Genomic DNA, 18745 nt, shown 5'->3' with positions numbered 1-18745 from the left:
GATGAAGGGGGTGATTTGGGGTAACTGCCGAGGGGGCAGTGGCTGAGGCGCCCGGGCCATGCGTGCCAGGCCCGGGCGCAGCAGGGCTGGGGCTAGGCCTTGCCGGGGGGCATCAGCGCCAGTTCGCCGGGCTGACAAAGGAAGGTCCCCTGCTGCGGGAAGTCCCGCCACCGACAGGAGAAGACCCGGCCGTTCATGCCGATGACCTCTGCCTCCCACCAGCCGTCCTCGGGACCTTCATGGGCCAGGACGAGGCTGCCGACGCCGATCTCATCGCGCTCGCGGGGTACGGGGCTGCCGACGAAGTTGTGGTCGCCGAACTTTGGCTTGCTCGAACCGACTGCCGCGACCATCGACGTGACCGGTCCAGCCGCAGCCGTAATGCTGGGATCCGAAGCGCCAGGTATGGCTGCTTCCAGCTGCTGGGTGTCGCGAACGGCCGTCTCGCTTGCCTCCCCAACGATGGGCTCGCTCCGGTCCTCAGGGCACTCCGTGATGCTGAGGCCGGCACTTTCACCTGCGAAGGCGACGAGGCGGCCGTAGAGGTCGCGGCGAGCACCGGGTACGTGCGCCTTACCGCTGGGGAGAATGCGGCCGTGGGCGAGTTGAGTGGCGAGCGCGCACTGTGCGGTGCCCACGACTGGCAAGGTGCGCAGCTTCATGGTGTCGGCTGCGGCCTTCGCGGCCTCGGCTTGGTTGCCATCGAACCAGGCGGCGCGGGGTTTGCCGCTCCGGTCGCGTCCGAACAGCACCAGAACGGGGGGCTGCGGGGTGAGGGGGACCTCGGCAATGAGGGCGGGTAGGTTCGTACGAGCGGTCATACGGATGCTCCTGAAACGACGAAGGCCCCCGTGATGGGGGCCTTCTGTGGAGGTGCTGCTGGGGGGAGCGCGCCGTAACTGGCACGATGGCGGCTGCTGCCGCTGCGGCCGTGATCGTGGATGCATCGCGCCTTTCCCCATTCAGCATTGGCCCGCACCGGTGCGGCGCACCGGTTCACCAGCCAACACCGTCAGCATAGCAAAACCCGCATCGATGTCAAGATTTAAATCCTATCATGAGCTTTCTTGTGCGGCTTGCACGCATCATCTGGGGGGGGTGACCCTGACCCAACAAACTGGTCCGCGGTGCGCAAGTTTTTCGCGCATCCTGAACCCTAAAGGAGGGTGGATGCCATGTCTCGTAAGCGCTTCACTGTTGCTCACGCCCACCACGGCCATGCCGCTCGCGCCCTCACGCGCGAATTGGAGCGCCGGATGCAAGATCCGCATTGGGTGCGGGCGGCCTTGGCTGGTTTTTCACCCGTGTAGCCCTGGTCGACATTCGCTACGTGCACCTGGCGGTTGTGTTTCGGCGTGCAACTTTGACCCCGTGAGGCGGGGGATCGGCGTCCAATTCTGACCCCCTAACCTCGTTCTCGCAGACTGCTCTCCGGTACGGCCGGAAGGGTGGTGTAGGGGGATGAAGGGCGTGGACACGATTGCGCGCATCCGGCGCGAGTTCTTCACCCGCGGTCGCGCGATCAAGGACATCGTCCGCGACCTGCACGTCTCCCGCAACACGGTCCGGAAGGTCATCCGGTCGGGGGCCACCGCCTTCGCCTACGAGCGTGAGGTGCAGCCGCTGCCCAAGCTCGGGCCGTGGCGCGACGATCTCGATCGGATGCTGACCACCAACGCCGGCAGGTCTGCCCGCGAGCGGCTGACGGTGATCCGGATCTACGAGGCGCTCCGCGGGCTTGGCTACGAGGGCGGCTACGATGCCGTTCGGCGCTATGCCAAGACCTGGAAGCGCGAGCGCGCCTCGGTCACGGCGCAAGCCTTCGTGCCGTTGTCGTTCGCCCCGGGCGAGGCCTACCAGTTCGACTGGAGCCACGAGATCGTGCTGATCGGCGGCACGACCGTCACGGTCAAGGTCGCCCACGTCCGGCTCTGCCACTCGCGCATGCTGTTCGTGCGGGCCTATCCGCGCGAGAGCCAGGAGATGGTGTTCGACGCCCACGACCGGGCGTTCGCGTTCTTCCGCGGCACCTGCCAGCGCGGCATCTACGACAACATGAAGACCGCGGTGGAGACGATCTTCGTCGGGCGCGAACGCGCCTACAACCGCCGCTTCCTGCAGATGTGCTCGCACTACCTCGTCGATCCGGTCGCCTGCACGCCGGCCTCGGGCTGGGAGAAGGGGCAGGTCGAGAACCAGGTCGGACTGGTGCGCGAGCGCTTCTTCACCCCGCGCGTCCGGGTGAAGAGCTACGAGGAACTGAACGCGCTCCTGCTCGATGGGGTGATCGCCTACGCCAAGGCGCATCCTCATCCCGAGGAGCGCGAACACACCGTCTGGGAGCGGTTCGAGGCCGAGCGGGCAGCCCTCGTTCCCTATGCCGGCCGCTTCGACGGCTTCCACGCCATCAGCGCTTCGGTGTCCACGACCTGCCTCGTGCGCTTCGACAACAATCGATACTCGGTCATGGCCTCTGCCATCGGCCGCCCGGTCGAGGTCCGTGCCTACGCCGAGCGCGTCGAGATCCGGCAGGACGGGCGCGTCGTCGCCGAGCACGAGCGCGCCTTCGGCCGGGATCAGACCGTGTTCGATCCCTGGCACTACGTCCCCGTGCTCGCCCGCAAGCCCGGCGCGCTCCGGAACGGCGCACCGTTCAAGGACTGGGTGCTGCCTCCCGCCCTCGACTGGGTCCGACGCAAGCTCGCCGGCAGTGCCGGAGGTGACCGGCAGATGGTGGAAATCCTTACCGCCGTGCTCGGCGACGGGTTGCCGGCCGTCGAGGCGGCCTGTGCCGAGGCGCTGCGCGAGGGCATCCACTCGGCCGACGTCGTCCTCAACATCCTCGCCCGGCAGCGCGAGCCGACCCCGCCCGTCACCATCCTGACCCCCGAGAGCCTGCGGCTGCGCCACGAGCCGGTCGCGGATTGTGCCCGCTACGACAGCCTGAGGAGCCCCCCATGATGGAACGCCAGAACATCCTCGCCACCATGGGCGAGCTGAAGCTCTTCGGCATGAAGGCCGCCTACGACGAGATCATCAAGGTCGCGGTCAAGCGCACCCACGAGCCGCAGCAGATCGTCGGCGACCTGCTCCAGGCCGAGATCTCCGAGAAGCAGGCGCGTTCGATCCGCTACCAGATGACGATTGCCAAGCTCCCTCTGGCCAAGGACATCGCCGAGTTCGCCTTCGACGGCACCCCGATTAACGAGGGTCTGGTGCGCGACCTCGCCGGCGGTGAGTTCCTGGCTCACCAGTGCAACGTCGTGCTCGTCGGCGGTACCGGGACCGGCAAGACCCACCTCGCCATCGCCATCGCACGGGCCTGCATCCGGGATGGCGCGCGGGGCCGGTTCTACAACGTCGTTGACCTCGTCAATCGGCTCGAAGCCGAGGCGCGCGCCGGCCGGCAGGGCCGCATCGCCGGCCATCTCGCCCGGCTCGACCTCGTGGTGCTCGACGAACTCGGCTACCTGCCGTTCGCGCAGTCGGGCGGCCAGCTCCTGTTCCACCTCATCAGCAAGCTCTACGAGACCACCTCCATCGTGGTCACCACCAACCTCGCCTTCGGGGAATGGCCGAGCGTATTCGCCGGCGACGCCAAGATGACCACGGCGCTGCTCGACCGGCTCACCCACCATTGCGAGATCGTCGAGACCGGCAACGAGAGCTGGCGCTTCAAAAACCGCGCCTGAGGCCGGCGCACCTACGCCACCCCGACCCGCTTCGCCGGGCTGATCAGGGGCGTCCCGCCATACCTATCCAGGGGGTCAAAGTTCGACGCCGATCCAGGGTCAATGTTCAACGCTGTTTGACACTGGCGGTGAAAGACAACGAGACCACTGCTTCAGCTGTGGCCTTCCTCGACGAGGCGCTCGCGGCCTTGCCGTTCCGGGTCACGTACGGGCTGACCGACCGCGGCTCTTAGCTTCACGGCCGATGGCTTCGAGCGTGCCTGCGAGCGGCACGGTGTGGAGCATCGCAAGACCCAGCCCTACACGCCCAAGACCAACGGTATGGTGGAGCGCTTCAACGGCCGGGTGCAGCGGGAGGTACTGGGTATCACCCTCTACAGCCACCAGGATCTTGAGACGGTGCTGTCCGGCTTCGCCCGCGCCTACAACGGCCGCCGCCAACGTGTCCTGAAGGGTCGCTCACCCGACATGGTCCTGCGCGAGCGACTAAAAGCAAAACCTGAGCTGGCCAAGCCCGTCTTAAAACCGCCCGACCCCGACGCGCTAACGAAAGCGCTCAAGGTTGTAGCCGCCGCCAAGGAGGTCTCGCATCCAGACAGCTAGCCGAGGGATTGAATCGAATTTATAACGTTCAGGAATTTAGTTACCATGCGATCCACGCTCGTTCCATGTGGAGAATAAATGTCAGGGTATTGCGAAATAGAGTAGTGACCACTTAGTTGCTGGGCTCCGGTTTGGAAGGTTCCCACCCGAACAATCGCGAATAGACTGTTATTGTAATAGGAGCGGTACATTGAGCTTCTTTTGCCCCAGTAGGTGTATGTTGGGGCATGAAATATTCGATTGTAGCCACCCAACGGCGTCTGGCATACGTATGCTAGATCAAACATTCTTGCGAGACACTCGCGCATTTCATCCAGTTGGCCTGGTCCGGACTTATCTTTGCATTCTAGTGAAACTATAGGAAGGCCTTGTGGATATCCTCCACCGTAGTGTCGAATTGCCTCACCGACGACGGATGGAAGCACTGAGACGTCGCACTCATGTTTGGCGCCGCTGCGCCCCAACCATTGTAAACTTCCATGAAGCTCGAGTGTGAAATACGGGTGAGGTATCCAATTAGGACTAAGCCGTATAAATCCAGATGCCGCATGGTTCAGCGCCGGCATTTTGCCGGGTCCTCCACGTGATTTAAAGCTTGCTCCGGCCCCAAGTGGATGTCCAGCGCCATTACAAAGCTCGACATGCCAGCTGCCACTGCGTTGCGCTTCAAAAGCAAGCTTCATCAACAACCAGGCTTCAAGAGCCTTCCCTCCTCCGTTCGGGATTGATGCCGGACTATGAGCGGCGCCGAATGATCGCAAAATATTCCTAAGTTCAGTCACAAGGGCTGGATCGAGAGGCATAGCACTATGGGCCTTGATTGACTAGCAGTTGACTTAGTAGATCGTCTAATCGATCTGGCAGTTCCTGGTCTCCGGGTGCGGCGCGATCTTTCTCTCGTGTGCTTTCTCCAGATGTATCTTCAACAAATTCTATCCTGACAAGGTCATGTTTAGTAATTTTTGAGGCAATGCGTTCCGCTTCTGCTAAATGACGAGCAGGTTCAACCAGGCGAAGTCGGAGTATGCGTATCGCCTCAGATAACTGGTCTGACGGCTCGATCGGCTGTCTTTTTGGCTGGATTTCATCACTACCTGTTGTAGCGGACTGACTGCTAAGGCTGCCAGTATCGCTATCAAAGACCCGGCCTGCGTTGACTTCTTGCAGAATTTCGCCTGCAATCTCGCCGAAGTTTTCGCTATCTAGTATTTGGACTAATTCCATTACCTCAGGAGTAACGGCCATCTTCGGTAAGTCCTCTTCACGTGCGGATTGAGGTAGCTTTTGAGGAACGGCTACCGCAGTTTAGAAGCCAACGTTTCAGCCTGCCTTACGACTAAGTCGCCAGCTGCGCGCTGTAAATCAGGAGGGTAGCCACATTTTGATAGTATTTTGTGAATCTCAATGGCCTGCCCCCATTGGGTGGCCCAGCTTCGAACTTAATGCATCGTCGATCGCGTGACGATGGCAGGGCGAGCGGACGGCACTGAGCCGTTCGGTTCCATTGGGCAGATGATGACCTCTAGTGCAGGCGGCTGGTCGCTGAGCGAGGAATGCGGTCGGACGGTGTTGTAGTGCTTCCGCCATTGCTCGATCACGACGCTGGCTTCCTTGAGGGTGTAGAACACCTTGCCGTTGAGGAATTCGTCGCGCAGCGACCTCGGCCACCTCGATGAAGCGGATTGCTTCAGCGATCTTGCGAGATCAAGACATACACTTGGCGCAGCTTGGCGACGATCTCTTTAGCCGTACGTTTGAATTGGTTCGCGCCCCCACAGCCTCCCCCACGACCTGGCCGGGTGGATCTGCGACGGTCCGCTTTCGACCGCCGTTCGGGGGAGGCGGGTGGTGGATGATCGGCTCCGCGCGGTATCAGCGTTGATCGAGGCGCTGCTTGGCCTCTCCCGTCATCAGGGCGAACAGATTGCCGAGCGTGCCGTCCGGGTCGCGCAGCAGCAGCGAGCGGTTGCCCCACGGCATCGTCGGCGGCTGCACCACCTCCACCTCGATGCCGGACGCGAGCCGTGCGTGTTCCGCATCCACGTCGCCGACCCGGAACTCGATAATCGAGCTTCGGTTGGCTGCGGCCTCGGCGACGGCGTCGCCACCGAACAAGGCTACCTTGCGCGTGCCCCCAATCGCCAGCGTCGCGCCCGGCGTGCGGATCTTGGCAAAGTCGGGCGTGTAGCGCGTTGCGGTAAGCCCCGTCACCATCTCGTAGAACACGACGAGGCGGTTGACCTCGGCGGTGATGATACGGGTAGAGGCGGGATGCACGTTGTTCTCCGAAGCAAGCGCGGCTTTGCGACCGCCGGGAACGGGCGTAACCGAACCCTGCTGACAGCGTCTTGTCAGCAGGAATGAGCCGATGCGCCGCGCCGACCGCCTGTTCCAGATCATCCAGATCCTGCGCCACTCGACGCGACCGGCCACGGCCGCGGTGCTGGCGGGCGAACTCGTCGTGACCGTCCGCACGTCCGCACCTCGGTAGCCCGGCACGATGGCGGAAACGCGCCTGTGCAGGCATACTGACATGATGTCAGAACAGATCGCCGAATGCGAAGTGAAGGTGAAGGGGGCTTGGCTGTCGGTCACGATCGATAAGGCATTAGGGCTGCACCCAGAGCGGGTTCTGCGTTGTCCGGAATGCCATGGCCGCGTCCGTGCTCATAACGCCAGCGAGGACGGTAGCATGCGAGCCCACTTCGAGCACCGGGTGGGACACGAAGGCTGCTCGCGAGGCCACTATTTCAAAGGGCACTCTTCTCCGCACCCGAGGCGCCTGATCTAGACGTTGAACCGGATCACTGTGCAGAAGCGCATATTGCCCGCTTCCGGTCATTAAGGTACCGCGAACTTGACCGAAGCACCCTGATCGAAACGTCAGGGATGAACCATGCACCTCGCCTTCAACGGGTTCTGGACTGTCCTGAAAACCACCTTGGCGATCGGCCTGCTCGCAGCGGGCTCCCTGTACTCGGACAACGTTATGGATCAGCGCGGCTTCAATTCCTTTGCTGCCGCTTTGGTCGAGCCAACCACAGGATCACTCAAGATAGGCCGAGTCGAATAGTGGCACCTCAGCGCCGCTCTTCTACGCTAATCTGGAGCAGCTTCTTGATCGCCTCCGCACCCTGCGCCCGTGCTCTTGCCTCGGAAAAGAGCGCTCGATCCGATTGCCTGAACAATGCGCCACGCTTGCGCACAGCCCACTGCCAAGCCCCTTCGGATTTTGGATTGCGCTCGACCTCAAGGGTGTAGGGGTAGGTGCTAGATCTCGGATTGGTCATGTCAGGACTATGCCAGTGCGCCTGGATCCCGTCATCATTCACATAGGATGACGGAGGCGCGACCCGGTGAGCGCAGTATGTGCCGCAGATCGAAGCACAGGATGCTTTCCATGCGCGACGTCGTACGAATTGATTTTCGACCTGCTGAAGGGACGAGCCCAGCGATCGTAGCTCTGCACTCGTCTGACCCACTGAAGGTCTATGGTAGTGTTGGCCGCTATGGTGTCGGGCCCTACCGCGATGATCACGCTGGCATGTATCGCATGGTCAAGTTGAAGCTCATGCGATCCGACATCGACGAGGCTTACCCCCTCGCCGTTCTACCGGCGTGTCGGGCAGGGCACTTTGAGGCTCACGTAATCGCAGCAGCGGTCTTGGAAACGTTGCGTCTGACGGCTTTGTGCGACGAGCAACGATAGCCGATCAGCTTGATCTCGCTCAGCCGTTGAAAGCTGTCGGCACCTTGTACGGCGGTCCTGCCCGCATCTGCGTTGGGCCGTTTGGGTTGAAGCTTGCGGTGTCATAGGACGCACGCGTGCTTGGCCCTAGTTTCACGGGAGCAGCCGCATACTGACGAGACATGTAATTCGCCATGACCTCGGCAATGAGCATGGCGACGACCACCGCGAAGATCCAGCCAAGCCCTTCAGCGACCGCCTCGGACCATCTCTGAAGCGCCCGGATCGCCAGACACCCAGCAACGAAGACGCTCGCAAAGGCGACGGGGAATAACTGCGCGCTCATTCTAGCTCGGCCGTGTCTCGGGTTGCCAGAGAGGTAATCAGCGACGGCTCGGCTAAGTTCGGGGGGCCGAACAATTCGTCTGAGATCGCACGAAGCTCCAGACAATGCGCCCCTAACAACGTTCGCCAGAATTTGCAGACGTTCGTGCGTCTTCAATAGCATTGTCTCATATATATGCTCTTAAATGCTGCAAGTATCAGAAATATTTCTCGAACGAAAGCAGTCTGTTGCGTGTTCGTTGGAGCGCTAAGCCGGCACAGCCGTAGCGAGCGACAGAGACTTTTCATTGCGGGCGACGTGACCAGCCGAACACCGGAAACTCTGGCGGCGTGGCCCCCACGCTTCGGCGTGCTGAGACGCTCAAGCGGGGGAAGGTCACACCCATCCTGTCCCGGAAGATCTGCCTGTGCCGCGGAAGCTGAAACAGCCCCGCCAATGCTCCGCGGTCTCGAACGGCAAGCTGTTCCTCGGGCGTGTGGATGGCGGGATGGACGTGGCCAGACGCTTCGCCGAAATCGTTGCCGACCTGGAGGCCGATCGCGGCGGCACACCTTAATCTACAGGCGGGGGTCAGATGGCGTGGCCGACATGACACAAGAACCGTCGGACGGCATTGGAGGCCGCATTCCGAAGCAGGTTCCATATGGATTCCGGCGCCCTAGGATTGATACATGCTGAACTACAAGCGAATGCATCCGAGGATCTTCAGTGCCGCAGATCAAAGTCGATTTGGACGCCGTCGCAAGCGGATCCGGAGGAGACGGCAACAGCATTAGAGACGACGCTTTCAAGCGCGTTCTGATGAAGCTCCTCCAACCTGTAGCGAAGCCGGACTTCAGCCTCGATCCACGAAGCGTTCGACCTGCAACCTTGAATGTGATTCCCAATCGCCGGCACGATGCGATCCTGATCAGCGCGCGACGTGGCGACGGCAAGACGACATTCCTGACGGACGTACTCGCCCTCGTGCAGAAGGCGCAGAGCGGCGATGGCGCCCTTCGCGACAAACTTGGTGCAGCCTATCCCGAGAAGGCTTGCAACTTGTATAGTCTCGGCATCATCGATCCAACCCTAGTCGAAAATAAACAGAACATCGTCGTAATCATTATCGAGAAAATCAAATCTGCCGTCGACAGACATTTTGAAATTGTGGCTCCCGACGCGGATGCGTTGTATGAAGAATTTATGCGGGCGCTTCGCGAGCTCGCAAGTGGCCTGACTCTGCTCGACGGTATCGGAGAGGACTCTGCATACGGGAAAGACTGGGCCGATCCTGACTATATACTGGAAGCAGGGTTAGATCGAGCTAGCGCCGCAGGAGCATTCGAGCGCGCTTTTCACCGTTTCGTCGCCAAGGCTTGCGGATTCATTAAGCGCGATGCTTTTATCCTGGCGATCGACGACGTCGATACATGGTTCGAGCGTGGGTGGCCGGTTCTCGAAGCATTGCGTAAATATCTCGCCACGCCGCAGATGAAAGTCATTTTAGCAGGCGACCTCAATCTCTATAGTATGCTGGTTCGTCAACGGCAGTGGCAGCAGATTACAAGAGATTTCTCTGAACTCGAACACAAATCGGATAACGGGGCTAATCGTTTTAGTCAAATCGTGCGCATGGTTGATACACTACAGGATCAATATCTTATCAAAATTGCCCCGCCTGAAAATAGGGTAGAACTCAAGCCATTACTATCATATTCCGAGAATAACGTCGTGGAATTCCTTGCCAGTCAATCCGCATCCGGTTCCATACCAGAAGCCGAGTTCATTAAAGGCTATGCGGTGCGGCTCTGCGCCATCTCATCGAGAGAGGAAATCAAGACAATACGTGACGTTCTTCTTCGTCTGCCGTTGAGGAGCGGCCTCCAGGCTCTGTCTGGGGCTTGGCATTTAGTTTCAGGAAAAGACGGTGAGCACCCGCGCGACCGGCAGTCCGCCCTCGACGCCCTGAGATATGTCGCCTCCACGTGGATGCAGAGCATGGATCTCGATGCGACCGCAGTTCGGGACGCCGGGCCCGAGCGAATTTTCGTCATATTGATGAACTGGATGAGCGATCGTCAGCTCTGGTTGGACATGCCAAGATTCCAACCGGATGGGCCGGACGATGGGCGCAATCTAGTCGCCATATACCTTGCCGCTACGCTCGTCGATCAATTTAGGGCAAACCCGAATGCCATGATCGACTACTGGACCCGCATCTGCACGATCCGAGAGCTATTCGACTCCCACGTGGTCGATCACTTGGGCGTCGGTGCCTTGATGCAGCATTTGAAGGTCGGCACGAACGAAAAGACGATGCAGTTCGCCAGTCGACTTGCCAGCTGGGAAGCAGGCGGGGCAGGCGCTACCGGACGGCAGCTGTCGCGCGCCATACGCCTCAGCGGCGTCAGCGTGCCCGCCACCCGTCTGAGGGAGCCCGCCTCGGTCCAATACGAGCTCTACGGCATAGATGGAAGTGACTCCCAGAGAGAGGTTTTCACCAAAACCTTTGATGAAACGGACGAAACAGAATGTACGAACCTGCTAATCGCGGCAATGGCAGCACCGTTGCAGGGCTTTCACAAGCGATTGATGTCAAACGGTTGGCCGTACAACCACTCCGGATCCAAGCGACCGGGTATCACGGGATCGCTTGCCAACTCCTTGGGAAGTCTCAGGGCGCAACTGGATCCCGACTCGGGCACCGTCTTCGGACTTGGCGCGATGCATGTCGTCAGCGCACAGCATTCTGAGAACGGCATCTATTCGTTCCTTCGCATCGTCTCCGCAATCGGCGAACTGACCGACCTGATCAAAGACGGACGTGCGTCCGACGACGCCGTCGAGGCGCTTCTCGTTCGCCTCTCCCAGATCCGCAGCTATCCGGCTCCTTCACCTATTCAAGGGGATCTGCAGGACGTAGATCCTCTGGGCGGCGAGAACGAGTTGCTCGACACGAGGCTGAATGCACAGGTCGAAGGTCAAGAGTCCATCGCGCATCTCTTAGCCACCTGGCTGAATTCATTCGAGCAGGATGAAATCAGGCGCATGGCATTGGCACCGGTGACGCTAGCAAGGATCTGGACCCGTTTCACCTATGCCTTCACGACCATACGAGATGGGCTGCAGCACCTCAGAACCCGCTACCTCGGCGTCCTGATGCACCGGTCGGCGATAGCATTTCTACACTCCGTCGGTGTCGAGTCGCTGCGGGCGTCCGGAGAACCGCTCGGCGCCAAGATGGTCGACAATCCTGTCAAGTCCAGCGAGCCCTTCCTTTCGTTGCTGAAGCGGATCGACGAAGTCGATGCCACCGGAAATCCGTCTGTCCGGGATGCCATGCTCTGGTTCCAGTTTCTGTTCTCCTGCCCGTTGTGGGATTACTTCCTCGCAAAGACGGACACGTCGATCTACGGCGTCGATGCCCGGTCGAGCGCGACGCAGGAAGTCTACACCCTATACCGCAAACGCCTGGAAAACCGGTGCGGGATCACGCGCACCTTGCAAGTCCAACTTACCCACCTCGACGACCCGGATATGACGGTCGAGTTCGACAGTCTCTACTCCGTATTGAACACCGTCCAGATTCAAGGATTGCGATCTGCTAACTCCAATGCCAAGTCGTCGCCAGTCGCTGAAGTTCTTTCGCGACTGGGGGCCGTGGTCGAGCCGGCCCCAGCTTCCGTCAAAATGCGCCGTTCGCCTGCTTTAAGACGCGCGCGACCTCTGCCTGCCAAGTCGTAGGCCGGAGAACGGATCGTGGCTGCCCTGATCGACCGCCGTGCATTCTCCGACTACCATGGTCTGGCTGCCCTCTGCTCGGGCCGGCTTCCAACGATCGAAGAGACGCGCAGACGTATCTTCATCGCCGAACGGCGCTCGGATGTCGGCAGGCCGGACCACTTCTACAAAGGCTACCTCGAACAGCGTCTCGGTCTCGCCAAGCATGTCGGCGAAGTTCCCTGGCTCGTCCTGGAGCGGCTGGCCCTCCGATACGTCGAGCGTCGGGAAGGCCGGATCCGGGTGCGTTACGACCGCTTCTCGGAGTGGCACGAACTTCTGCCGTTCATCTCGCCTCTTGCCGTCGTGGTGTCGTTCCTCGTGATCGAGGGCCGTGGGCCGCAGCCCGCCCTCGATCCCCGCAGGTTCCTGGCGCAGGAGTTCGGTAGTACCGCGTTGATCGGCCCGGCCGATCACTCCCTCGACGATCTGATCGAGCGTAAAGGCCTCCACGAACTCCATATGCATCTGAACGGCTCGACCGAGCTCGACATCATCTGGCCGGACGCGTGCAGATCGCCCAGGGAGTATTACCGAGAGCTCGAGAAGGGTTGGTCGGAGAACGAGGAGCCGACTGCCGAGCTCTACGAGCAGATGGAACCCGGTCTCACGCCCCTCGGCCTCTACAGGCGGATCCGCGCGGCACGCCGCGTACGGCGACGTCTGGCGGAGACGGTGGCGATTAAGCTGGGCCGCTCATCCGCCTACGACGGCGTGTCCGAGGTCGCACCGCGGAGCCTCGTCGGGCTGCTGAAGCTCATGGACGGCGAGCGGACGGACCGGGATTTCGGCTCGCCGCGCGGTCCGAAGCTCGCGACGCACCCATGTCGCGTCATATATCCCAGAGGAAAGGCGGAGACCCTCATCGAGGAGGCCGCTTGGCTCTATGCGTGCCTCTCGATCCTTCGGTCCGATCCCCGCGAGCGCGTCGTGGGCGTCGGGCTCTACTTCAACCTGCTGGTTCATACCCAGGTGGCACGGCTGTCGGTTCAGCAGGCGGACGAGACCGGGTTCGACCAGTTCCAGAAATATACCTTCGTCGGGACACGTGAGCGTGTGGAGGCGAAGTACGAGGCTCGCTTCCGTCAGCTGAACGGTCGAGCTCCGTTCGACGCGATCGCGCATCTAGAGGGTCGTTTCGCGCCGAAGCTCACTGTGGTCAGGACCCGGGAGCTGATCGGGAAGATCGTCGACGGCTACCTCGCCTTCCGCGGTTGCCGACACCGGAAGGATGTCAAGCATCTCTTCGGGTCTCCGCCACCATGCCTGACCGGACGAGGCTGCGACGGAAAACGTGGGCCGCGCGGCGGTCGGCCGAACGCGGAGTTTTCGTTGGTAGCCCATTTCATCAAGCGCCAACCCTCGATCGCCGCCGACGTGTCGCGTCGCTGCCGCGACAGCGACCTACGTCTCGCCCTGCGGGCCCAGGCGCGGATACTGGCCGACCTCCACGCGCACAATCCGTTCGCGAGATGCCTGGTGCGCGGAGTGGATGCGGCTGCCAACGAGCTCCACGCGCCGCCCGAACCTTTCGCGCCGGCATTTCGACTGGTCCGAAGGGCAGGCATTCCACGCGCGACATTCCACGTGGGCGAGGATTTCCGCCATCTGCTGTCGGGAATCCGAGCGGTCTCGGAAGCGATGACGTTCCTGGATCTGGGCCCTGGTGATCGCATGGGCCACGCGACCGCTCTCGGCATAGACCCCCGGCTCTGGCTCGAACGCACCGCCGACCGCTTCGTACTGCCAAAGATCGATGCTCTGGACGATGCGGTCTTCGCCCACAGGATCCTGTCGCGGCTTGGAGGATACGAGTGCGATCTTTTCCGTTTGGAGAGTTCGATCGACTCGCATTCGGAAGCCCTCTACGGCAAGGCGCACAGCCCGGCGCTCCTGCACCGCGCCTGGGAGCTTCGAACGCTCGACGCCCTGGAGTTGCGGAACATCGAAATCTCGTTGACGCGTTCTGGCGAACGAGTGGATGCGGAGAAGGTCGCGAAAAGGGCGAAGCTCCTCTCGAAGACGGCGATCGACGAACGACGTCGCACTGAACTGACACTGATCGCCGAGATGATCGAGAAGGCCGGTCCGGCCTACGAAATATTTAGCGCGCGACATGCCTTCGATAGCCGGAAGCGGTCCGGGACGACCGAGATCGATGCCGACGCGGTTTCGGCCAAGGCCTTCTGCGTCCTTCAGGACGAAATCCTCGGCGACGTGAAGAGGCGCGGCCTGGCATTGGAGACGTTGCCGACCAGCAATCTCAGGATCAGCTTCTACAACACCATGGAGGAGCATCATCTCTTCCGGTGGCTCGGTCTCGCCGGACCAGAACTGCGGAACAGACCCACGGTGGTTGTAGGCAGCGACGATCCCGGAATCTTCGCCACCTCCCTCAAGAACGAGTACGCCGCGCTGTCGAGCGTCCTGCGCTCGCGCCACGGAAAGTCGGCCCGCGAAGCAATCGAGATCCTGGAGTCGCTCGCTGATGCCGGCAGGGTGCATCGGTTCCGTCCGGTGGACCCTTCCGACACCATGATGGACGGCCGAACGTGGTCCCGGAAGCTGTGATCCATGCCGACCTCCCATCGATAGGCATCGAGCCGTCCCCTCGGAAAGCGTGTACCCCATTGCCGAGATCGCTACTCCAGCTCGTCGCCCAAACCCAGCGCGTGGGTCCACTACCATGAACGGAAGCCCGCCAGGGGCCGCGATTCGATCATCCCTCTTGCGAGGCTGCTACAACTGCCGTCTTCAGAGCACCAGCCAATTTGGCGGATGTTACGAGGATCCGGAGATGCGATAAGGACCCATCATCCAATCTGCCCTAACGGATCAGGCTAGAGCGTTCACACCAGAAATGGACGCCGACGTGTCCCAGACGGCTCCGACTTTATTCAGCAGCGACTACGCGACGGATTGACTGTCCGCGAAGCGTTGCGGGCCCAACGACCTGAACTCCGCCGGATCCCCCGACTGAAGATTGCATCACAGAGATAATCGTTGTTGTGGCGGCTGCGATAGTCAGCCCCGTCATATCCAGACTCTAAAGTCTCCACTAATTTCCTCCTGGATCCCGTGTAATCGTCGCCAGCACCGATATCGCCTGTCACGTGGGCGAGGTTCAGTCCACTTCCATGAAGATTCGCCACCTACACATCGCGAACGAGTTCGAGCTCGGACTAGGGTCTGGACTCGATCAGCACCAGAAGGCGATGACGGCAACGAGTGCGACGGCCGAGACGTAGTTTCGGGCCAGCTTGTCGTAGCGGGTGGCGATGCGACGGAAGTCCTTGAGGCGATTGAAGGTCGCTTCAATCCGCCAGCGTTCGCGGTAGCGGCGTTTGTCGTAGCGGATCTTCCGCTTGCGGCCGCGCTTGCCGGGGATGATTGGCGTGATGCCTTTTTCCCGTAGGTCGGTCCGGAGCCAGTCGGCGTCGTAGCCCTTGTCGGCGGTCAGACGACGGATACGACCGGGCGCCTCGGCGAGCACGGCTGGGGCGGTGGTGACATCGCTGGCATTGCCCGGCGTCAGCAGGAGGACGCCGGGGCGGCCGAGGACATCGGTGAGGACGTGGATCTTGGTCGTCTGGCCCCCGCGGGACGGGCCGATGCCTTGCGCACGAGCCCCCCTTTATGGATGGCCCGCCCCTCACCGGGCTTCACTGCTAGGTTTGCAGTGTGGCTCACACCAGTGATGGAGCGGACCGATGGCCATTGCGATACTCGGGATCGATCTGGGCAAGAACAGCTGCAGCCTTGTCGGGCAGGATGCGACCGGTCGGGTCGTCTTGCGACGCCGGATGCGGCGCGAGACGGTGATGACCTTTGGCGCAACGCTTCCAGCTTGCATCATCGCCATGGAGGCGTGCTGTGGCGCCCATCACATGGGCCGGGCGCTCGCCGCTCAAGGTCACACCATCCGGTTGATGTCGCCGGAATATGTGCGGCACTACGTCAAAGCGAGAGAAGAATGACGACCGCGACGCTGAGGCGATCGCGGAGGCTGCGACGCGTCCGACCATGCGGTTCGTCGCGCTGAAGTCGGAGGCACAGCTCGACATGCAGACCCTGCACCGGGTGCGCGACCAGCTCGTGGGCGAACGCACGGCCCTGATGAACCAAATCCGAGCCGTTCTTCTGGAGCGCGGTCACATCGTCCCGCAGGGACGCGCCAAGCTCGCCGCCAGATTGGAAAATCTGCTCGATACCGAGGCGGTCTCTGACCTCACGCCACGGATGCGCATCCTCGTGGCGGACGTGCGTGAACGCTGGCAGTCCCTTGACGGACGCATCGCAGCCCTCGACGCAGAGTTCGCCGAACAGGCCCGGACCGACGAAAGCGCCCGCCGGCTCACCACCATCCCGGGCATCGGTGCACTCAACGCGACGGCGCTGGTCGCGGCGATCGGTGATGTGGCGACCTTCGCCCGCGGACGTGATCTGGCGGCCTGGCTCGGCCTCGTGCCGCGTCAGGTCACAACGGGCGGACGACCACGCCTCCTCGGGATCACCAAACGCGGCAGCAAGTACCTGCGCAAGATGCTGATCCAGGGCGCACGGGCCGCGATGCCGACTTTGCGCAAGAGCGATACGCTGATCGGCCAGTGGCTACGGGGCCTGCTGGCGCGGGCGCACGCCAACACCGCCGTCGTCGCGCTGGCAGCCAAGATGGCCCGGACCGTCTGGGCGCTGCTGCGCCACGAACGCGTCTATGAGCCGGCGGCGGTGGCTGCCTGAACCGAGCTTGGTCGGCGAAGCCTTCGTCGGCCTCACCATGTCTGCGAGCGGCGAGAGGAAGATGGCCTGACAGTCGATCGGTGTTCTGGAAGCCTCCGGCGGAAAATGGCGCTCGACGCCGACCCCTTTATGAGGACCAGGACGCGCGGATCTCCATCTTGGCCAACGGCATCGCCGGAAGGCCGGATACGTTTATGCAGACTGCTCAGACCAGCGGATCATAAGCCACTTGCGGACGGGGCGGGCCATACGTTGCCGCCATGCGCCGAGCGGTGAGCCTTGACGTAGGTGCTGTCGATGGCGGCCGCCTCGCCCACCCATCCGCTCTTGGCCAACGCCGTCAGCATCGCCCGCCAGAAGCCACGGCGGGACCAGCGATTGAAGCGGTTGTAGACGGTCGTGCGCGGACCATACGCGGCTGGGCAGTCGCGCCAACGGCAGCCTGAGGTGAGCACGTGCAGGATGCCGGAGATGACTTGCCGATCATCGTTCCGCTCTGGCCCGGGCTGGTTCGTGGGCATGAACGGTTCCATCACCGCCCACTGCTCGTCGGAAAGCCGGAACAGATCTGCCATCGTCGCCTCCATGCTGCAAACGGCGGCTCTGAATCACAAAACGATAACGCTCGCAATGCCTTGGTTCGGTTCACACCCTAAGAACGGTCCCGTACAGCCGGCCAGGCGATAATCCTGGCAGGCCTTCGTAGGACCGTCTCGGCAGACGCTCCTTGCAGGTTCTCGCCGGCGTAGAGTATGCGATACTGGCTGGTGGGTGCGTCGAAGCGATTGCTAGACCGGACGTCCGGCTCGGGGCCGAACCGAACGGGGCAGTTCAAAATCCATTGGACCGGTGCGAAGCCGCCCGTGCATTTCACACAGAACTCCTTATGGCCGCGTAGATGCCATCGTACCGTCATTAACATCGGGCCGTTGTAATCCCGGACTTCGAACGACGACAGGTTCGGTATTCCCATCGAACCCAACGCCATCACCGCTGTGCCAACGATTGGGTATCGTTTTTACAACATTCAATTCTTCAATGATAATTACAAACTAGCAAATATTGCAATTTTCAGGGGTCTACGTGCGCACAGGTCGTCGTGAATGCCGCCGATGAGCCTCTTCAGAATGGTAAGTGCTTGGTCGAAGTAGACGCTGTCAACGACTAGCGCCTCCCTGGAGCGAGCTCGCGCGTAGCTGCCAGCCTTCCCCACGTAACGATCGTTGGCAACGTTCTCGGCGTGCACTACCACGTCGCGCGTGGCTTTGACCTCGGCGAACTGCTCGAAGATGACGATCGGCACGTCAACTTTGACGATACGCTTGAGCCTGTCGAGGTAGTCCCGCGGACGTGCGTAGAGGATCGCCTCCAGCCTTAAGCGGATTTGCTCCTCCAGTACCTTGTGGCGGCCGCGACTGATTAAGTCGACGAGGGGAAGCGTGAGCGCGGGGCCGCCCTTCTCCCATCCCATAAGTCGTTCGGGATGCGCGCGCAGCACGAGACGCATGACGTTGCGCTGGTAGTCTTTCGTGATCGAGACCGCCAGCACCAATGACTTGCGGAACTCGCCCTCCTCCCGCACCTCCGAGAGCAGCCTGGGAATGGCCTTGCCGTCCCGACTTATCCGCGCGGTAGGTTTCCCCGCCGACGGGACCACAAAGTGGAACCTGCGCGCCGCGTCACCCTGACGTGGGAGGATGTGCATTTTCTCCTGTCGCGAATAGGCCTCGAGCGCATCGCGGGTGACCATCTCCACCAGTCTCACGTTGTTTAATCGCCGGAAGTACAGCTGCTTGTCGCGTGCGAGCGGAACGGTCGGCCGAGGCTTCACCTTGACCTCGCCTACCATGGGGCGATCTCGGCCTTGCCAGCTGCCTCTCGGTTCGGCCCTATTGTATCCGAGCCTCCGATCGG

10 protein-coding genes and 6 pseudogenes are annotated in these 18745 nt (G+C 61.6%); 8 read left to right on the top strand and 8 right to left on the bottom strand.

From position 1 onward, the window contains the following. Positions 1-92: 92 nt before the first annotated feature. Positions 93-821 (bottom strand): hypothetical protein, encoded by a 729-nt coding sequence (locus ASF41_RS26320; protein WP_056496782.1) that lies wholly within the window; start codon positions 819-821, stop codon positions 93-95. Positions 822-1461: 640 nt separating this feature from the next. Between ASF41_RS26320 and istA the strand changes: the two are divergent. The 3 genes and pseudogenes from istA to ASF41_RS26310 all read left to right on the top strand — a co-directional run. Next, positions 1462-2949 (top strand): annotated as a pseudogene (gene istA / locus ASF41_RS21320) (IS21 family transposase); the annotation flags it as partial. Between the two features lie 8 nt (positions 2950-2957). Further along, entirely contained in the window at positions 2958-3692 is a 735-nt protein-coding gene (istB, locus tag ASF41_RS21315) for an IS21-like element helper ATPase IstB (RefSeq protein ID WP_280138163.1), read from the top strand. A gap of 276 nt (positions 3693-3968) precedes the next feature. After that, complete coding sequence (locus ASF41_RS26310) at positions 3969-4295, top strand: integrase core domain-containing protein (protein ID WP_407067310.1); 327 nt, start codon at positions 3969-3971, stop codon at positions 4293-4295. A gap of 807 nt (positions 4296-5102) precedes the next feature. Here the strand turns inward: ASF41_RS26310 and ASF41_RS25320 are convergent. The 3 genes and pseudogenes from ASF41_RS25320 to ASF41_RS21305 all read right to left on the bottom strand — a co-directional run bounded on the left by ASF41_RS25320 (position 5103) and on the right by ASF41_RS21305 (position 6695). Further along, on the bottom strand, positions 5103-5540 hold the full coding sequence (locus ASF41_RS25320; RefSeq protein ID WP_156653425.1) for a hypothetical protein: 438 nt from the start codon (positions 5538-5540) through the stop codon (positions 5103-5105). 194 nt (positions 5541-5734) lie between these two features. Beyond that, positions 5735-5950 (bottom strand): annotated as a pseudogene (locus ASF41_RS24430) (transposase); the annotation flags it as partial. Between the two features lie 217 nt (positions 5951-6167). Next, positions 6168-6695, bottom strand: a complete 528-nt coding sequence (locus ASF41_RS21305) for a VOC family protein (RefSeq protein WP_348271639.1) — start codon at positions 6693-6695, stop codon at positions 6168-6170. On the opposite strand from ASF41_RS21305, the pseudogene ASF41_RS26305 reads away from it, so the two are divergent. Then, positions 6664-6771: pseudogene (locus ASF41_RS26305) on the top strand (YafY family transcriptional regulator); the annotation flags it as partial. The gene ASF41_RS21305 and the pseudogene ASF41_RS26305 sit on opposite strands and share 32 nt — an antisense overlap. Before the next feature lie 420 nt (positions 6772-7191). Further along, on the top strand, positions 7192-7368 hold the full coding sequence (locus ASF41_RS25315) for a hypothetical protein (protein ID WP_156653424.1): 177 nt from the start codon (positions 7192-7194) through the stop codon (positions 7366-7368). Positions 7369-8023: 655 nt separating this feature from the next. Here ASF41_RS25315 and ASF41_RS21300 read toward each other — a convergent pair. Then, complete coding sequence (locus ASF41_RS21300) at positions 8024-8329, bottom strand: hypothetical protein (protein ID WP_056496769.1); 306 nt, start codon at positions 8327-8329, stop codon at positions 8024-8026. Between the two features lie 708 nt (positions 8330-9037). Here ASF41_RS21300 and ASF41_RS25310 point away from each other — a divergent pair. Further along, positions 9038-12055, top strand: a complete 3018-nt coding sequence (locus ASF41_RS25310) for a hypothetical protein (protein ID WP_156653423.1) — start codon at positions 9038-9040, stop codon at positions 12053-12055. A gap of 15 nt (positions 12056-12070) precedes the next feature. Then, the gene (locus tag ASF41_RS21290; RefSeq protein WP_056496762.1) at positions 12071-14662 is read left to right on the top strand and encodes a hypothetical protein; all 2592 of its coding nucleotides are present in this window, start codon (positions 12071-12073) and stop codon (positions 14660-14662) included. A 628-nt stretch (positions 14663-15290) separates the two neighbouring features. Here ASF41_RS21290 and ASF41_RS21285 read toward each other — a convergent pair. Next, positions 15291-15722 (bottom strand): annotated as a pseudogene (locus ASF41_RS21285) (IS5 family transposase); the annotation flags it as partial. Positions 15723-15801: 79 nt separating this feature from the next. On the opposite strand from ASF41_RS21285, the pseudogene ASF41_RS21280 reads away from it, so the two are divergent. Next, positions 15802-16831: pseudogene (locus ASF41_RS21280) on the top strand (IS110 family transposase). 254 nt (positions 16832-17085) lie between these two features. Here ASF41_RS21280 and ASF41_RS21275 read toward each other — a convergent pair. Then, positions 17086-17406 (bottom strand): annotated as a pseudogene (locus ASF41_RS21275) (IS5 family transposase); the annotation flags it as partial. A gap of 470 nt (positions 17407-17876) precedes the next feature. Further along, positions 17877-18680 (bottom strand): hypothetical protein, encoded by an 804-nt coding sequence (locus tag ASF41_RS21270; RefSeq protein ID WP_056496757.1) that lies wholly within the window; start codon positions 18678-18680, stop codon positions 17877-17879. Positions 18681-18745: the final 65 nt, after the last annotated feature.

The sequence above is a fragment of the Methylobacterium sp. Leaf111 genome (assembly GCF_001423285.1).
Classification (GTDB): Bacteria; Pseudomonadota; Alphaproteobacteria; order Rhizobiales; family Beijerinckiaceae; genus Methylobacterium.
This window is presented reverse-complemented; position numbering and strand designations above follow the sequence as displayed.

What these genes read in the sequence shown, in the direction of transcription:
- istB (WP_280138163.1), top strand. Translation starts at nt 2,958, where the DNA reads ATGATGGAACGCCAGAACATCCTCGCCACCATGGGCGAGCTGAAGCTC.
- ASF41_RS21300 (WP_056496769.1), bottom strand. Translation starts at nt 8,329, where the DNA reads ATGAGCGCGCAGTTATTCCCCGTCGCCTTTGCGAGCGTCTTCGTTGCT.
- ASF41_RS26320 (WP_056496782.1), bottom strand. Translation starts at nt 821, where the DNA reads ATGACCGCTCGTACGAACCTACCCGCCCTCATTGCCGAGGTCCCCCTC.
- ASF41_RS21270 (WP_056496757.1), bottom strand. Translation starts at nt 18,680, where the DNA reads ATGGTAGGCGAGGTCAAGGTGAAGCCTCGGCCGACCGTTCCGCTCGCA.
- ASF41_RS25315 (WP_156653424.1), top strand. Translation starts at nt 7,192, where the DNA reads ATGCACCTCGCCTTCAACGGGTTCTGGACTGTCCTGAAAACCACCTTG.
- ASF41_RS25320 (WP_156653425.1), bottom strand. Translation starts at nt 5,540, where the DNA reads ATGGCCGTTACTCCTGAGGTAATGGAATTAGTCCAAATACTAGATAGC.
- ASF41_RS21305 (WP_348271639.1), bottom strand. Translation starts at nt 6,695, where the DNA reads ATGATCTGGAACAGGCGGTCGGCGCGGCGCATCGGCTCATTCCTGCTG.